Source organism: Winslowiella toletana (assembly GCF_017875465.1).
Taxonomy (GTDB): Bacteria; Pseudomonadota; Gammaproteobacteria; order Enterobacterales; family Enterobacteriaceae; genus Erwinia; species Erwinia toletana.
The window spans coordinates 208,140-222,130 of record NZ_JAGGMQ010000001.1 but is presented as its reverse complement, the minus strand read 5'-3'; the positions used below and the strand labels follow the sequence as shown (position 1 = coordinate 222,130).

General features: G+C 56.3%; 21 protein-coding genes. 3 read left to right on the top strand and 18 right to left on the bottom strand.

All coding sequences use genetic code 11. The annotated features are described in order from the left end of the window. Positions 1 to 299: 299 nt before the first annotated feature. Positions 300 to 860 (top strand): hypothetical protein, encoded by a 561-nt coding sequence (locus tag J2125_RS01065; protein ID WP_017802852.1) that lies wholly within the window; start codon positions 300 to 302, stop codon positions 858 to 860. Position 861: 1 nt separating this feature from the next. Next, positions 862 to 1,149 (top strand): hypothetical protein, encoded by a 288-nt coding sequence (locus J2125_RS01060; protein WP_241764035.1) that lies wholly within the window; start codon positions 862 to 864, stop codon positions 1,147 to 1,149. A gap of 74 nt (positions 1,150 to 1,223) precedes the next feature. Here the strand turns inward: J2125_RS01060 and J2125_RS01055 are convergent, their stop codons facing one another. Genes J2125_RS01055 through J2125_RS01025 form a run of 7 tightly spaced genes read right to left on the bottom strand, consistent with a single transcriptional unit; the run spans position 1,224 to position 7,163 of the window. Further along, complete coding sequence (locus J2125_RS01055) at positions 1,224 to 2,300, bottom strand: phage tail protein (RefSeq protein ID WP_017802850.1); 1,077 nt, start codon at positions 2,298 to 2,300, stop codon at positions 1,224 to 1,226. A gap of 32 nt (positions 2,301 to 2,332) precedes the next feature. Continuing rightward, on the bottom strand, positions 2,333 to 3,118 hold the full coding sequence (locus J2125_RS01050; protein ID WP_017802849.1) for a hypothetical protein: 786 nt from the start codon (positions 3,116 to 3,118) through the stop codon (positions 2,333 to 2,335). Continuing rightward, the gene (locus J2125_RS01045; protein ID WP_157819474.1) at positions 3,118 to 4,701 is read right to left on the bottom strand and encodes an alginate lyase family protein; all 1,584 of its coding nucleotides are present in this window, start codon (positions 4,699 to 4,701) and stop codon (positions 3,118 to 3,120) included. Before J2125_RS01045 ends, J2125_RS01050 begins: the two co-directional genes overlap by 1 nt. Further along, positions 4,655 to 5,269 (bottom strand): phage tail protein I, encoded by a 615-nt coding sequence (locus J2125_RS01040; RefSeq protein WP_017802847.1) that lies wholly within the window; start codon positions 5,267 to 5,269, stop codon positions 4,655 to 4,657. The genes J2125_RS01045 and J2125_RS01040 overlap by 47 nt, the downstream gene beginning before the upstream one ends. Further along, positions 5,262 to 6,170 carry a baseplate assembly protein gene (locus J2125_RS01035; RefSeq protein WP_017802846.1) on the bottom strand — a complete coding sequence of 303 codons (909 nt, stop codon included), beginning with the start codon at positions 6,168 to 6,170 and terminating at the stop codon, positions 5,262 to 5,264. Before J2125_RS01035 ends, J2125_RS01040 begins: the two co-directional genes overlap by 8 nt. Before the next feature lie 4 nt (positions 6,171 to 6,174). Beyond that, positions 6,175 to 6,525: a GPW/gp25 family protein gene (locus tag J2125_RS01030; protein ID WP_017802845.1), complete on the bottom strand. Its 351-nt coding sequence runs from the start codon at positions 6,523 to 6,525 to the stop codon at positions 6,175 to 6,177. Then, entirely contained in the window at positions 6,522 to 7,163 is a 642-nt protein-coding gene (locus J2125_RS01025; RefSeq protein WP_017802844.1) for a phage baseplate assembly protein V, read from the bottom strand. Before J2125_RS01025 ends, J2125_RS01030 begins: the two co-directional genes overlap by 4 nt. A 158-nt stretch (positions 7,164 to 7,321) precedes the next feature. Here J2125_RS01025 and J2125_RS01020 point away from each other — a divergent pair, with 158 nt between their 5' ends. Beyond that, complete coding sequence (locus tag J2125_RS01020) at positions 7,322 to 8,341, top strand: DUF4917 family protein (RefSeq protein WP_017802843.1); 1,020 nt, start codon at positions 7,322 to 7,324, stop codon at positions 8,339 to 8,341. Positions 8,342 to 8,356: 15 nt separating this feature from the next. On the opposite strand, the gene J2125_RS01015 is transcribed toward J2125_RS01020, so the two are convergent. The 11 genes from J2125_RS01015 to J2125_RS00970 all read right to left on the bottom strand — a co-directional run bounded on the left by J2125_RS01015 (position 8,357) and on the right by J2125_RS00970 (position 13,943). Further along, positions 8,357 to 8,812 carry a phage virion morphogenesis protein gene (locus J2125_RS01015; protein ID WP_017802842.1) on the bottom strand — a complete coding sequence of 152 codons (456 nt, stop codon included), beginning with the start codon at positions 8,810 to 8,812 and terminating at the stop codon, positions 8,357 to 8,359. Continuing rightward, positions 8,809 to 9,276 (bottom strand): phage tail protein, encoded by a 468-nt coding sequence (locus J2125_RS01010; RefSeq protein ID WP_017802841.1) that lies wholly within the window; start codon positions 9,274 to 9,276, stop codon positions 8,809 to 8,811. Before J2125_RS01010 ends, J2125_RS01015 begins: the two co-directional genes overlap by 4 nt. Further along, positions 9,209 to 9,484: an Rz1-like lysis system protein LysC gene (lysC, locus tag J2125_RS24875; protein WP_241764034.1), complete on the bottom strand. Its 276-nt coding sequence runs from the start codon at positions 9,482 to 9,484 to the stop codon at positions 9,209 to 9,211. The genes J2125_RS01010 and lysC overlap by 68 nt, the downstream gene beginning before the upstream one ends. After that, the gene (lysB, locus tag J2125_RS01005; RefSeq protein WP_026111938.1) at positions 9,366 to 9,800 is read right to left on the bottom strand and encodes an Rz-like lysis system protein LysB; all 435 of its coding nucleotides are present in this window, start codon (positions 9,798 to 9,800) and stop codon (positions 9,366 to 9,368) included. The genes lysC and lysB overlap by 119 nt, the downstream gene beginning before the upstream one ends. Further along, the gene (locus J2125_RS01000) at positions 9,797 to 10,306 is read right to left on the bottom strand and encodes a lysozyme (RefSeq protein ID WP_209499430.1); all 510 of its coding nucleotides are present in this window, start codon (positions 10,304 to 10,306) and stop codon (positions 9,797 to 9,799) included. Before J2125_RS01000 ends, lysB begins: the two co-directional genes overlap by 4 nt. Then, positions 10,290 to 10,520 carry a phage holin family protein gene (locus J2125_RS00995; RefSeq protein ID WP_017802838.1) on the bottom strand — a complete coding sequence of 77 codons (231 nt, stop codon included), beginning with the start codon at positions 10,518 to 10,520 and terminating at the stop codon, positions 10,290 to 10,292. The genes J2125_RS01000 and J2125_RS00995 overlap by 17 nt, the downstream gene beginning before the upstream one ends. A 3-nt stretch (positions 10,521 to 10,523) precedes the next feature. Continuing rightward, positions 10,524 to 10,727, bottom strand: coding sequence for a tail protein X (locus tag J2125_RS00990; RefSeq protein WP_017802837.1), 204 nt, complete (start codon positions 10,725 to 10,727; stop codon positions 10,524 to 10,526). Next, positions 10,727 to 11,194, bottom strand: a complete 468-nt coding sequence (locus J2125_RS00985; RefSeq protein WP_017802836.1) for a head completion/stabilization protein — start codon at positions 11,192 to 11,194, stop codon at positions 10,727 to 10,729. Before J2125_RS00985 ends, J2125_RS00990 begins: the two co-directional genes overlap by 1 nt. Before the next feature lie 91 nt (positions 11,195 to 11,285). Further along, positions 11,286 to 11,954 carry a phage terminase small subunit gene (locus J2125_RS00980; protein ID WP_017802835.1) on the bottom strand — a complete coding sequence of 223 codons (669 nt, stop codon included), beginning with the start codon at positions 11,952 to 11,954 and terminating at the stop codon, positions 11,286 to 11,288. A gap of 3 nt (positions 11,955 to 11,957) precedes the next feature. Beyond that, positions 11,958 to 13,055 carry a phage major capsid protein, P2 family gene (locus tag J2125_RS00975; protein ID WP_209499429.1) on the bottom strand — a complete coding sequence of 366 codons (1,098 nt, stop codon included), beginning with the start codon at positions 13,053 to 13,055 and terminating at the stop codon, positions 11,958 to 11,960. 51 nt (positions 13,056 to 13,106) lie between these two features. Beyond that, positions 13,107 to 13,943 (bottom strand): GPO family capsid scaffolding protein, encoded by an 837-nt coding sequence (locus tag J2125_RS00970; RefSeq protein ID WP_017802834.1) that lies wholly within the window; start codon positions 13,941 to 13,943, stop codon positions 13,107 to 13,109. Between the last annotated feature and the right edge of the window lie 48 nt (positions 13,944 to 13,991).

The following is a 13,991-nucleotide window of genomic DNA, read 5'->3' as shown; positions in this document are numbered from 1 at the left end:
ATTGAGGGTGCGCTCAGATTGTCAGCTCAGGCGGGGGCGTGCATGCGATCAGGGTTTGCTGGTCGCTGACAGGACAAAAGAACATGACTCTGTCGATAAGGCTTATTTCTTAGCCCTCTAATTACCTGAAGGAAATAATAGTCGGCCCGTTAAAGTTACTGCGCGAAATAATAATTATTCCTTATTATTTATCTACGGTTTCTTTAATGTAAATCAAATTAAAGCTGGGCTGGTATCTTCCAAATATTTAATTATTAATTTAGCCTGTGGTCTCCATGGAAAAATAAAAGGAGAAAATAATGAGGCAATTAAGCGGCGCGCCTTGGGTGCAGCAGTTTCAGGGAAGCACGTCATCGCAGACATTAAGTTACCCATTCAGAACATACGTTGAGCAATTTCTAAGCGCTTTAAAACAGGCAGGTGCAAAAGTAACAATTTCTGCAACTTTGCGACCGCCAGAAAGAGCTTACCTGATGCACTGGAGCTGGAAAATTAGCCGCCGATTGGTGCGACCGTCAGAGGTTCCAGTTATGGCCGGTGTAAATATTGAGTGGGATCACAAAAATGATGCAAAAAGTTTGCAAGCAGCTAACGCTATGGTTGCTGCATATGGCATGACTGGGCTACATGTGGCTCCAGCTTTACGCAGCCGCCATACTGAAGGAAAAGCTATCGATATGAATATTTCCTGGTCTGGCGATCTTAATATTATCGACAAAAGCAATAATTCCGTCATTATCAAATCATCGCCCAGAGATGGAATGAATACAGATCTCCATCAGGTAGGGCGAAGTTATGGAGTGATTAAATTTCACGCCGGTGCGAAGGATAAGCCGCACTGGTCGTCAGATGGAAGATAAGATGAAAAAAACGATTACCGCCCTGGCAGTTTTACTGCTAACCGCAAGTTGCTCCGCTGCGCAGCCTGAACCGACACAATCTGATGTTAAAGCCTTTCAGGATAATGCCGAGGATTGTCAGCACTTCGCTGGTGAGTGGGACAGCACTCTTCCCAAAAGTCGGCAAAAAGAGATTGAAGCATCAGTGGATAAATATTGCGGTGCTGCCCGTAAGCAACAAGAGCAGTTAAAAAAGAAATATCAGGGTAATAAGCAAGTAGAAGAGATACTGGCAGAGTATGACCTTTGAGTTTTCTTTTACCTGAATGACCGCAGGCCGCTGCAATACAATGACAGCGGTCTGCTACAGATTTCTGGACAAAATTACGCCGCCCGATACCACGCCATCAGTCTGATATAGCTGTTTACCACGCTGATTTCTTTCCCTTCGCCAAGCTGTTCAGTCTTTGCCGTCACGGTATGTTTATGCGCCGGGATTTTCATCGCGTGCTTATGGGCCGCTGCCGCCGCTGTTCTGGCTTTCTTATTTCCGAACCAGACGTCATCAAGTGAGAACCTGGACGCCGTGCCGCCTGTACCCCACTGGTCATACTCGTGATCGTGCGCGCCGCCATCCTCAGTATTGAGGGTGCCGAAATCATGGCTGGACGTGTCACCCGTCACGTTAATCTGTTCGGCAGGCAGGTTGTTTCTGGCAAGCCGGATGCTGTCGCTGCCGCCAGTTGCCATCACATCAGAGCCGTCCTGTTTGCCGAGCCGGATGGTTTTATCTTCGCCGAGATACTTCCATTCCGACCACGGCCAGCGCGCGTTAGGGTCGACATTATCCTTAAACAGCCGCACCTCGCCGACCGGGTTATCATCTTCCCAGGCGTCGCGCAGCGCACCCTTAACCGCGTCGGCAATGGCGCTTTTCATCGCGTCATCAAGGTTACCGGCAATCTCGTCGGTGTAGTCCTGCGCCTCGCTCTTAATCCGGTTTACTTCATCAATGGTCGCCAGCACCACCGCCGGATTATCAATAAACTGCACGTCTGCCGTGCTGCTGACCGCCAGCCAGATGCGGATCGCCTGATGGCGTCCGGCTCCCTGCGCCAGCTGCGGCTTGTAGGACTCCGGCATATTGGCGACGGCCAGACAGACGTCATCCTCACTGAACAGCGCCACCTCGCGCAGCCAGAAGCCGCCGACCTGTGGCGGCATAATCAGCTCCGCCTCGATAATGCTGGCACCCTGGTCTGCCACCGACAGACGATTCAGCGGCGCGCGGTAACGCTCGTTAATCAGCCCGGTCTGCTGCGGGTCGGGCACCGGCAGCACGCCGTTCGCATCGCCAACCGCCATCTGTGAAAACCCTACCGGCACGCCGGACAGGGCCGCCGCCGTCAGCCGGGCGGCTCCTGCGGCGGTCAGCACCGCGCTGAATTTTTTACCTGTCACTTTTTCACCTCAGTTCCTGCCTGTCATCAGGGTTAAACGCTGATACCGCGCTCAAGGGCGTCAACCCGCACGCTTTCATATACGGCGGCGACCTGCCGCGCGACCAGCGCCACGTCATCAAAGAATCCGACTTCACTCACCCCCCCTGAAGAGGTCAGGCCGGTAAATGACACCGTGGAGTTGATGCCGACCTGGAACGGGCGGCTCAGGTCGCGCTTCGCGATATCGGTGGCAGCGGAGACGATATCTTCCGTCAGCGTGCCGCCCTTGCCGGTATACAGCCGGTACTGGTAATTCGTGGCGTCAAACACCGCCATCCTGAAGACAAAATCACCCCGCGCCGGTCGCGCCAGCTCCGGGTCAGCGGTACTCGCCAGCGTGCCCTGGCCGCCAGCGTCGTTGGTGTAACGAAGCGCGCCATACTCCTCCGGCGAACTTGCGCGCGGCGTGCGTTCGGTGATGGCTTCACCCATCGGGCCGGGCGTGGCATACGCAGAAAAGTTATGCAGCGGGTAAAACTCGGTGGCACCGCTGACAATCATGCGAAACACGCTGTAAAACGAGTGCGTCGCCGCCGGCAGCTTGTCGAGGTTAATCCCGGCCAGCCGGTTGACCTGTACGCCGTCCGGCAGCCAGATAACGCCGGTGCCGCTGGTCTCGCCGGTCATGCCGCTGGCGGAAACGTCCGAAATGCTGGCAGGCGAGTCGCGAAAAATCATGCGCCCGTTAAAGGCGGGCAGGCTGTCAGGCCGGATAAAAATCGTCACCGCGTCAGGATTGGTAATACGTGCTTTGGTTGCGCCGAGAATAAGAGCCATTATTTCACCCACAGTGTTGACAGTTTATTGCAGTCGCCGCCCATCCACGTATCCACGTAGTGGTCGGCAGTTTCCGGCATTCTTCCGGCCACGACGTCAGGGAAGCGCCGCACGTAAAACGGCATGCCGCCCCAGCCGTGACCCATTTCTGAAATGTCCTGAGTGCCCGCGCCGCTGAGGGTACGAAACCATGCCGGATCGTTAATGCCGTGGATCACCGTTTCGGCCAGCAGGTGAATTTTGCCGCCGTCCAGCGCATACCAGTCTTCGCCGTGCAGCTGCGCTATCTCACACATCATCACCAGCGGGCCAAAGGTGAAATGGTGATAGTGCAGCGCCTTGCTGCCGCGCAGCAGCTCAACGTTAATCGTGCCGTTGACGTTGATATGGCCGAGGTCGGTCAGGAACTGCGCGGCGGCCTTGTCGTAAAATTCCTGCCTGCCGGTGGCGTTCCACAGGGACAGCAGCGCGCAGGCCGCCCACGTTTTATGATTGTTGTTGCCGTACAGTTCCATGCGTTCAGATACCGCATCGCCCAGCAGATTCAGCCAGCGCAGCAGCGCCGGACGCCAGCCAAGCGGCGTCACCTTATCCAGCTTCCAGTAGGTCAGCCCGATATTGACCGCCCGCCAGTGACGGTCGTAATCCGCAATACCCACGGCTGCGTTAGAGCCGGTCAGGGCATTAAAGCGCGCCCAGCGCAGCATCCAGTCGGCAGCCGCCCGGCCGCGCGCATAGTCGCCGTCGAACAGGAACGCGCCTGACCATGCTGCAATCTGGTCGTTAAAGTCGTTGACCGGCTTCAGCGTCTTCTCACGGATAGCCAGGTTAACCGGGTCAAACGCATTGCCGGTCGAGCCATACGGCCCGACGGTGGTCAGGTTGCGCACGGCCACCGGCGGTAACGGGTTTTCCAGCCACAGCGGATCAACCCAGCCGTCAGCGTAGAACTTCAGCCAGGGCGTGGCTTCCGGGGTGTCATCAGCCAGCGCCCATAACAGCCCGGCCTCGGCGGCGACGCGTTCATTTCCCATGCGCGCGCCACCGGCATAAACCGCGCCGTTTTCGGCCATGTACAGGGTCGACCTGCCGTTTTCATCGGTCAGGCCGCCAATGACTTTTTCACCCCTTGCTGTCTGCTGCGCTTCACCCTCCGTTACGTTGCTTCTGACGTCCGTCACGTTCTGCGAAATCTGCTGAATGGCCGCCATCCCGGCGGGGTTCGCTATCGGCTTTGCCGCGCCGCTGTCATTCAGATACAGCGTGAATGAGGTGATGCTGTCCACCCCCTGCGCCACCTGAAACACCTGCCCGGCAGGAGTTGCCGCCAGCCCGGCAATCGTGCCGTCCGGGTCTGCGCTGGTTTTAAAAAAGGTGCGCGCGCGGATGTACTCGACCGACTCCAGCATGGTTTTCAGCCACTGCGTGCGGTTGCCAAGCTGCTGCGCCTGCAGGTTGGCAATGCCGGTGCGGCCGCCCTCGATTTTGTCCATCCGGGCCACCTGATAAACCTCGTGTTCCCACTGGGTTTGCTCGTTAATTTTTCCCATCTCTTTCCCCGGAATAGTGATAGTTGTTGTCATAGTGGGTCGAACCGTCATACCGGTTGCTGCCGTCAGGCTGATAGCCCTGCGGATAGACCGTGATAATGCTGCCGTCGCACAGCGAGGCGGCGTGATAAACCGCCCCCGTCATGCCCGCCGAAAGCGTCAGCTGCGCGATATGGCGGCTCGCCGGTCTGGCATCGCCAATCAGCCGCTCAAGCTCGCTGACCATTTCCTCCGTAATGCCGACGTCCATCAGGTCGATGGTCAGGCGGAACGTTCCGGCGGGGTCGGCAACCTGCCACCACTCCGCCAGCGTCATGGTGTAGCCCATGTTTTCAATCACGCGGCGGATGGCGGCAACGGTACCTTTGCGCCGGTGGATATAAAACGCATCCTTAACTGTCCTGCGCTTCTCCGCCTCAGACCATTTCTCATCCCAGCGGTCAACGGAAAACGCCCAGGCGAGATAGGGCAGAAACTTCACCGGGCATGCGTCCGGGTTCCACAAATCACGCAGGGGCACGCTTAAATCACTGATACCGGCGCAGGCTGCAGCCGCGCGCCGCTCCAGCTGTGTAGAACCTGGCGGCAGCAGGCTAGTCATCCGAACCGCCGATGCTGATGTGCCAGGCGGTGCAGTTGGCCGCCTGGGTTTTATCCAGCACCACATCGTCAGGTGGTGATGCCAGCTCAACGCGCTGAACCCCCTCGGCATGCAGCGCCGCATAGATGGCCGACCGGCGGATATCGCGACCAAGGCGGCGCTGTTCGTTGATATAACTGGTCAGGCGCAGTTCAGCGGCGGCGCGGATTGGCTCGACCGCCGGGCCGGGATAGACATAGAGCACGGCATCAATCTGATAATCGACAATTTGCGCCGACTGCACCGTGACGCGGTCGGCCACCGGCCTTACGGTTTCATCGTTCAGGGCTGCGCTGACGGCGGCCAGCAGCTCAGCTGATGCGGTGCCGTCGCCGGTGCGTGACAGCACGCTGACGGTCACCTCTGCCGGGGCAGGACTGATAACCGAGGCGTCGGCCACGTTGCCGTCGGCACTGAGGGCGTGAAACTCATAGGCGCCGGCTGGCCCGGCCACGCTCATCCCTTCGAAGGCGGCAGGAATACGCTGGCGCAGGTCGGCGTTGCTTTCCATCACGGCGGCGACCGGCGGTACGGCCTCATCATCGGCAGGGGTGATCACCAGCCGTTGCACATTGTTATTCGCCGCCAGCTGATCCAGATCGCCGTTCATCGCATAGGCCACCATCACCGCCTGCGCCGCTTCGTTAACACGCTGGCGCAGAATGACCTCACGATAGGCGTTTTCTTCCAGCAGCTTAACGATGGGTTCAGATTCCAGCGTCAGAGTGCGGGCGATGGCGTCCTGCTGCGACGCAGGGTAAAGCGATATCAGCGTGGCTTTGCGTTCGGCCAGCAGGGTTTCATAGTCCAGCGCTTCAACCACGCTCGGCGCGGGTAGCTGGCTCAGGTCGATGGTTGCCATAGTGTCAGCTCACGGGAATGGTCAGGGAAAAGCCTGCGCCTGAGTCAGCGCGGTTGCCGGTGATTTCGACAACCATGCTGCCGTCAGCGGCAGATTCATAAGCGATAGCCGTCAGCTGTACGCGCGGCTCCCACTGCAGGATCGCCATATAGCAGGCCGACATAATCTGCAGCTGCAGGGCGGCGTTCTGCGGCTGGTCAATCAGGGCGGACAGCAGCGAGCCATAGGTGCGGCGCATAACGCGCGTGCCTACCGGCGTCATCAGAATGTCGCTGACCGACTGGCGGATATGGTCGATATCCGCAATCTGCCTGCCGCTGTCGCGGTTCATGCCGAGGAATTTTTCATTGCTCATTGAGGGCCATCCGATTGACTGTCGCCGCGTTCAATACCGCCGTGCTGATGGGTATGAGCGACAACGCCGTTTGAGGTAAAGCTGCCGCCGCTGTGGCTGATATCACCGCGCATGCTCCCGCCGCCGGTCAGCTCAAAGCTGGCCGCTTTCAGTTTCTGCGTGCATTCAACCAGCGGCGTATCGAGGGTGATTTTTTCGCTGGCATTCACCAGCACCACTTTAGTTGTAACGCTGACGGAATCTGTCGCCTCGATAGTGGCGGTTTTTATGCCGGTAGCGGTTAGCGCGCCGGTTGCCGGTTCGTACTCGATCACCGCACCATCGGGAAAGGTAAAGTGAACCGCATCGGCAGAGGCTGACGGGGCCGGGAAGTCATCAGAGAAAATGCCGGTCAGCACAAAGGCGGAATCAAGCTCACCGCCGAGCGACAGGATAAGCACCTGTTCATCAATGGAAGGCGCGCGCCATGAGCGCACATTGCCCGCGCTGCCGGTAAGCCAGTGCAGCCAGTCGGTGGTGTTAGCGCCGGTCAGTACGCGGCAAAGCCCGTTATCCAGATCGAGGTCTGTCACGGTTCCGATGCGGATTAGGTTGCGCAGCAGGCGCTGGGTTTCGCTGAGGTTTTCTGATGTTTTCATATTTGAATGATGCTATGTTGAACTACCTCTTAACAACTAAGCTCTGCTTTGTGGCTGTCGACACAACAACTTAAAATTTTAATATGTAGAAGGCTTAAAATCCTTGGGTGGTTATTGCTGACGTAAAAAATCAATATTAAAATGAATCAGGAGTAATAATGGATATGCTCACGTTTAAACAAGCCTTGGAAAAATCATCTGGACATGCGAGGCGTGCTTTATTAGGCAACGGGTTTAGTATAGCTTGTAGGCCGCAAATCTTTCTCTATGGAAAACTTTTTGAACAAGCCGATTTTTCAAAGCTATCACCATCTGCAAAAAAAGTTTTCGAAAATTTGAAAACTGAAGACTTTGAAAAAGTAATTAGTACATTGCAAGACTCATGCTTGGCGTTAACGGCTTACACTGGAGATAATGATGAGTTAATCCGCTCCATGGATAGTGATGCATTAGCCTTGAGGGAGCTATTAGTGCAAACCTTAGCTTTGAGCCACCCAGCCCATCCGGGAGAACTAGATGAGTCTGAGTACCAGCACTGCAAATCTTTTTTGGAAAACTTTGACCGCATATATACATTAAATTATGACCTCTTGCTTTATTGGGTTTGTATGCATTGTGCTGAAGGGGAAGAACCATCATGTGATGATGGGTTTAGAAAAGCATATCAAAATTATGATGCGCCTTATGTAACGTGGGAACCAACTAATGCTCATAAGCAAAGTATGTTTTTCCTGCACGGAGCATTGCATCTTTTTGATGCAGGATATGAGTTGAGAAAATATACTTGGGTTAACACAAATGTAAAATTAATAGACCAAATAAGAACAGCTATAAGCAACAATCTCTTTCCAGTTTTTGTGTCAGAGGGTAAGAGTAAAGAAAAAATTGAAAGAATTCGACATAATGACTACTTGGCAAAAGCTTATCGTAGTTTTGTTGAAATAGGTGGCGCCCTTTTTATATATGGCCATTCATTGGCGGAAAATGATGAGCATTTTTTAAAGAAAATAGAACAAGGAAAAATAAGGCAGCTTTATGTTGGTATTTATGGTGATGCAGATTCGGAATTAAATGCAAAAATAATAACTAGAGCTAATCTAATGGCTATTAATAGGAAGAAAGGCACTTTGGAAGTATTCTTCTATGATGCTAAAAGTGCAAATGTCTGGTCCTCATAAGCTTTTGGCCAGCTCTTAATTAGAGCTGGCTAATTTCTGAATAATTATTTCCTGTACTTTTTGAATATCATTTTCATTAAAGCCCAGCAACGGCCTCGCCTCATACTGCACATCCTCCGCACCACGCACCGGACGATCACGCAGTCCATAATGATGCACCCGCGCCATACGCTGCACCCTCCCTGCAAATTCCACAGTGGCATCGTTCGCGGTGCCTTTGGCTTTCATATATTTCGCCGTGCGCAGTTTGGCGAACATTTCACGCCTGATACGGCCTTTCTTTTTACGGATGGGCTGAGTCTTACGCGGCTTAAACGGCGTACCGTCCGGCGCCTGCTGACGTTTAATATTCTGCTGCTGGCTGACGCGTAGTTTACGCGCGACAGCCGTCGCTATCTGCTTGCGTGCCTGCGGTGACAGGTTATTAATCAGTGCCGACAGCCGGTCGATAAAAGGTTGCAGCTCGCTCATAGCTGCAACCCGCTGACCAGTTCACCGCCAGCATACATCTGCGTGGGACGTGCAGCGCCTTCCGGCAGCGGCGGCTCGCCAACATGGTTAACGTGCAGCGCGCCGTCGATATCTTTAACGATCACACGTTCCGTCAGTTGCAGCTCAATACTGATATCACTCAGTGCATCACTAATCACATCAGCCTGAAACACAAAGCCGGTGCGGCGTTTCTCTTCGGTCGCCATAATATCGGGCTGGTTCTCTCGCAGCCAGGCCAGCACCGGCACCATCAGCAAATCGACGTCACCGGCGTAATCGGTGATCACCAGATTCAGCCGGTACTGGTATTCAAACGATAGCGACGGTGCCAGCGTGGAGACAATGCGCCCGTTATCGATAAATACATTCAGGCTGTCAGGGCTGCGCGCCAGCATCGATACGCTGTCTGTTAACGCCCTGCGGAGTTGTGCCGGTTTTAGCATCGTGTTGTTCCTGGCATGTTTTGATGGTTTCAACCTGCAGGCCGCACATCAGCAGCGCGGTTTCGAGCTGGCGATTATCGGCGCGCAGATCAGCCTCGGTTTTCAGGTCGTTGCCCGGTATCGGGCAGCTTGTCACTCTCGGACAGCCAACGTAAATAATCTGCGGCGCTGGCGAAGGCCGGACGCCGGTGCAGCCTGATAACAGCATCAGGCAGAGGAGTACGGCTCCACTTTTGCAGTGCTTCATCGGAATCAGTCACCTTCTGATCGTTAAACTGACGGGTCAGCGTCAGCGCGCTGGCCTTACCCAAATCGGTGCGCAGGGCCAGCTCGTTTTGTTCGCGGTCACCGGCCTCACTCTGCAGGCGGCTGATGGCGTTATCCCGGCTCTCGATACCCGCTGAAAGCGTACCGATAACCCGCCGGGCGGCAGCAAGTTCGCCGTCCAGATGCGACGCGCGCCAGCCGGTAAAGGCCAGCGCCGCAATCAGCAGCCCCGTCAGTGACAGCAGCAGCCGGTTCATGCTGCCGCCTTCAGGCAGTACGCCATCTCGGTGGCGCGCCGGTTAACCAGCCCGGCGATAATCACCCCCTTCACATATACCCAGCGGCTGAGCTGACCACAGGCTTCCGGCCACTGCTGCCGGTTGATAAATGTCGCCAGCGTGGAACTGCAGGCGGCGGTAATGCCGACGTTGAAAGCGAAGGAAACCACCACGTCGTAAACCCCCTGCGGCATCGCGACCGGCATACAGAGATCAATCGCACGCTCGACGCGCATCACGTCATACACCAGGTTAACCGCCGCCGTGCGCTCACCGATCACGCTGGCCGCCGTCACACCTGCGGTATGGCCGATGCCGTTAGTCCAGACGCCCGCGCTGCACTGGTACGGCGACGTGCGACAGCCTTCGAGGTTGGCAATCAGCGCAAGCCCGGCCTCAGAGGTTTTCAGGGGCTTGAACTGCGGCAGCAGCACGGCGATTGCCAGCACTGCCGCCACCGAGCAGCGTTTAGCGAAGGAACTCATCGGCCACCTCGTCAGGCATCTGCTGCTGTTTCAGCAGCCGGTAGGTTTTGCGGCGGTAATGCCAGTTAATAAAAAAGTTCGCCACGTTAATGACCAGCGTCACCAGCGCAACCACGGTGCCGGTCATAAAGGCAATGTCCTGCACCGAATGCCTGCTGGCCCACATCATAAGCAGGCCGATCAGATAGCTGATAATGGAGCTGTTTTTTTCCATGGCTCAGTCCCACAGTTGAAGGGTGTCGCGGGTGGAGGACTCCGGCAGGTCGGGCAGCTCTACCGGGTAGCCGTGGGGCAGTACCGGCCCCTGTGCGGCGAGGCCGGTGTTTGCTGCGTAGACCATTTCGACCACCTGCTGCGTGCGCCCGTAATGGCGAAAACAGATGTCGTCTACCGTGTCGCCCTGCTGCGCATAGACCTGCATCAGAGCAGCCCGATAATGCAGGGGCGCTGACCGGCGATTTTCGCAATCATAAAGCGGGCATCGCGCCAGTATTCGTCGGCGCTGGATTCGATCTCGCTGGCCGTCCGCGTGCCGCTGGCATCATAGCCGCGATAGCGCTCAACGATAGTCGCGGCGGTCAGCGCGCTGACGGCGGCGAAATAGTGCGACAGTTTAATGCTCACGCCGTCGATGGTTTCCGCCGGTACGTCAGCCAGCGTTTTAAACCCGGCCAGCATCTGGCGTTCGCGGTAGTCATACAGCTCGGCGTTGACCTCTGACATTGCCGTTTTGATTGCCAGACGCAGGCGCACGGCGGTCACCGTTCCTTCATAGCGCAGGCTGTCGCGCAGGGTCTGCAGGTCAACGTCCGGCCAGAAAAAGGTGTTAGTGATCGGCGGCTCGGCAGTGTCTGCCGGTCGCGGTGCGGGAATAACAACCGTGCTCATAGTGACCTCTGAATAGGTGGGCGGTGGACGGCGGCATTGATACCGTAAAACGGATCGCAACAGCCGTGCCGCCCGGCGCGGGGCGCGTTCGTTAGCGGCTGGCGAGAGCCTGCTTTTTCATGGCATTCGCCAGCCGTTCAATGTCCTTTTTGACGCCGCAGCGGCCATCGAGCTGCAGCGCACGTTTCAGGTGTTCCATCGCATCCAAAGCCCTGCCCGCATCACGAAGGGTATAACCGGTAATTTTGTGCAGCTTTGCGCGCACCATATCCGGCATATCTTCGGATTTCGTCAGCTCCAGCGTTGCCAGCAGCGGGTCGATAGCGACCGGCTCCTTTGCCGTCCATGCCCGCGTAGCCGCTTCGGCAACGTCTTCGGCGAGCAGATAGGCGGTGCTGTTGCGCTTGTAAGTATCAGGTGGCACCAGGCCGAACTGCAGCGCATAACGGGCAATTTCCAGCGCGCCAGGAATATCACCGGCATCAAGACGCCAGATCATTACCGTCATCAGGATGGCATCCTGTGCGCCTTTGCCGCTTTCCAGCACGCCCGACACCCACGGCAGATAAGCGGGCAGCAGCTGGCGTTTCAGCTCAGCTTTACGCTCAATCGAACGCACCTTTTTCAGCTGCCGTTTATCTTCGTTGAGCTTCATCAGCATCAGCTCATAACCGTTGGCATGGCGCAGCGGGTTATCCCGCTGTTGTGCGGCTTCGACCGCCTGCTGGCGCATCATGTGACGTTGGGCAGGGCTTAACATGCGTTACTCTCCGGCTTCCGGTGTGTCACCGGTTACAGTGGTGGCGCCATCTTTCTTTTCTTCCGGCACATCTGACAGTTCGATGTTTTCCACCATGCAACCCGCCGCGTAGTCCTCGATCACATAGTCCTCGTTAATCGATTCGTAGTTCTCGATGCGGTCGCGCTTCGCCACTTCATCCAGCAGGCGGCGATGGGTGCCTTCCTGCCAGTAAATCGACAGGTTATCGAGGCGGGTGATCAGCAGGGCGTTTTTCGGGAAGTAGGGCACGCGTACCGCAGGCAGGTTACCGATGCGCTTCTGGCTGACAATCATGTCGGCGGCCAGCGTCTCAGTGTTCGCCTGGCTCTGGTTAATCAGCGGGAAATACTTGTCGGCCAGTAGCTGGCGACCGCAGATAACTACCAGTTCAGGGTCTTCCTGAAACCACGGCTCAATCATGGTGTTGGTTGCGTCCATTACCAGCGCGTCAAGGTTGGCGTAGTCGCCGCCGGTGCCGATGCGGATGATTTCAGACTCGGTGCTGCCATCCTCGGCCAGCACCTTGCTCATCACGCGGGCCGGTGCATTTTTGCGGTACTTCTGCAGCCAGCCGGTCGCGACATCCTGCAGTAACGGATTAGCGGCACGGTTAGAAGTCTTCGCACGGGCCAGACCGTTAAAGCCGACCATAATCCGATCCAGCGCCTGGCGCTTAACGATGGCGTCACGCAGACGGGCCTGAAAATCTTCATAGCGCGCCCACAGGTCGAGAGTGTTGTAGCGGATATGGAAATCGTAGTTAACCTGCGCACACTCATAGCCTTCAGCATCCAGCGCGGCAAAGTCGGCGGTTTCACGCTCGTCGCCACCGGCGGTGTCGGTGGTGCTGGCAATCGAGCCGGTCACGCCGACGCCGATTTTCTCACCCTTCATTTCCGATACCGGCACGATATTGATGCGGGTCAGAAAGTCCGAAGACTCCTGCACGCGGGTCATCAGCGTCTGGCTGACCGATGGCTCAACGGTGAATTTTTTGTTCATATCGCCGGTATCAACGTTGTTCAGCTCGGCGACGCGGGTCAGGAAAGCATTAAATTTAAAACGGGTGTTCGGGCGCATTGGTGTTCCTGTTATCAGTTTTTTTGGTTTGGTTACGCAGGCAAAGCCCGATCAGCAGTCGGTCTGTACCGCCGTTTTGCTTTCGCCACCGTTCGCCAGCGGGCGGCGGCTGAAACTGCCGTCGGTGGTTTCCAGCTTCTGCGTCAGCGTCTGCACGGTGGTGCGGTCGTTGCCGGTTTCCTGTTCCAGTGCGGCAAGACGGTCATTCAGGGCGTCAAACTTCTGCGCGGTGGTATCAAAGTTGGTCTGTACCTGTTCGGCGACCACGGTCACCGCCGCATTAACGTCGGTAAAACGCTCGTCATCGGTTTTCTTTTTCACGGAGAACAGTTCCTTAACGCGTGCCAGTACCGACGGCGCCGGGTCGGCGATATCGTCAAAGCTCAGTTCGGTTTCGGTAGCGACAGAGAACAGGTTCTCAGGGGCTTTTTTACGGCTGGCCAGCGGGCTGTGTTCAGCCTGGGCGCTGAAGGCCAGCATTTCAGTGCCAAGGCTGGCCGGGTCATCGGTAACGGCCAGACCGACCAGATAGGCTTTGCCGGTGTTGGCAAAGTTGGTGCCGATTTCAACGGAGGTGTAGATTTTCTGTTTTTTGCCGGTCATGGCGATCAGGTCGTCAGTCGGGCTGATTTGCGCAAACAGCGCCAGCTTGCCGCTAAGCGCCGAGTCATCATCAATCTTCTCAGCCTTCAGCGCGGTCACATCGCCGAGGCGGCGGAAATCACCGTCGGGAAACAGGCCGCGAAAGTGTTCAAGATTGACGCGGCAGCCGTAAACGCGCGGGTCAAAGGAGTCAGCCATCTGCTGAATATCGGCGTCGCTGATGTTGCGGCCATCACAGGTATCACCGGCGACAGCGACGCGGAAAAACTTCGATAATTTAGGCATTCGTGATCGGTTCCGTTTGGGGTTGATTCGGTTCAGGGCCAGTTTCGC

Bases quoted from the DNA above. Each gene is read 5' to 3' on its own strand.
- lysC (WP_241764034.1), bottom strand. From the start codon at position 9,484: ATGCTGTTATCAGGCTGCACCGGCGTCCGGCCTTCGCCAGCGCCGCAG.
- J2125_RS01065 (WP_017802852.1), top strand. From the start codon at position 300: ATGAGGCAATTAAGCGGCGCGCCTTGGGTGCAGCAGTTTCAGGGAAGC.
- J2125_RS01010 (WP_017802841.1), bottom strand. From the start codon at position 9,276: ATGCTAAAACCGGCACAACTCCGCAGGGCGTTAACAGACAGCGTATCG.
- J2125_RS01050 (WP_017802849.1), bottom strand. From the start codon at position 3,118: ATGGCTCTTATTCTCGGCGCAACCAAAGCACGTATTACCAATCCTGAC.
- J2125_RS01030 (WP_017802845.1), bottom strand. From the start codon at position 6,525: ATGAGCAATGAAAAATTCCTCGGCATGAACCGCGACAGCGGCAGGCAG.
- J2125_RS01060 (WP_241764035.1), top strand. From the start codon at position 862: ATGAAAAAAACGATTACCGCCCTGGCAGTTTTACTGCTAACCGCAAGT.
- J2125_RS01015 (WP_017802842.1), bottom strand. From the start codon at position 8,812: ATGAGCGAGCTGCAACCTTTTATCGACCGGCTGTCGGCACTGATTAAT.
- J2125_RS00985 (WP_017802836.1), bottom strand. From the start codon at position 11,194: ATGAGCACGGTTGTTATTCCCGCACCGCGACCGGCAGACACTGCCGAG.
- J2125_RS01035 (WP_017802846.1), bottom strand. From the start codon at position 6,170: ATGGCAACCATCGACCTGAGCCAGCTACCCGCGCCGAGCGTGGTTGAA.
- J2125_RS00990 (WP_017802837.1), bottom strand. From the start codon at position 10,727: ATGCAGGTCTATGCGCAGCAGGGCGACACGGTAGACGACATCTGTTTT.
- J2125_RS00970 (WP_017802834.1), bottom strand. From the start codon at position 13,943: ATGCCTAAATTATCGAAGTTTTTCCGCGTCGCTGTCGCCGGTGATACC.
- lysB (WP_026111938.1), bottom strand. From the start codon at position 9,800: ATGAACCGGCTGCTGCTGTCACTGACGGGGCTGCTGATTGCGGCGCTG.
- J2125_RS00975 (WP_209499429.1), bottom strand. From the start codon at position 13,055: ATGCGCCCGAACACCCGTTTTAAATTTAATGCTTTCCTGACCCGCGTC.
- J2125_RS01000 (WP_209499430.1), bottom strand. From the start codon at position 10,306: ATGAGTTCCTTCGCTAAACGCTGCTCGGTGGCGGCAGTGCTGGCAATC.
- J2125_RS01025 (WP_017802844.1), bottom strand. From the start codon at position 7,163: ATGAAAACATCAGAAAACCTCAGCGAAACCCAGCGCCTGCTGCGCAAC.
- J2125_RS01020 (WP_017802843.1), top strand. From the start codon at position 7,322: ATGGATATGCTCACGTTTAAACAAGCCTTGGAAAAATCATCTGGACAT.
- J2125_RS01045 (WP_157819474.1), bottom strand. From the start codon at position 4,701: ATGACAACAACTATCACTATTCCGGGGAAAGAGATGGGAAAAATTAAC.
- J2125_RS01040 (WP_017802847.1), bottom strand. From the start codon at position 5,269: ATGACTAGCCTGCTGCCGCCAGGTTCTACACAGCTGGAGCGGCGCGCG.
- J2125_RS00980 (WP_017802835.1), bottom strand. From the start codon at position 11,954: ATGTTAAGCCCTGCCCAACGTCACATGATGCGCCAGCAGGCGGTCGAA.
- J2125_RS00995 (WP_017802838.1), bottom strand. From the start codon at position 10,520: ATGGAAAAAAACAGCTCCATTATCAGCTATCTGATCGGCCTGCTTATG.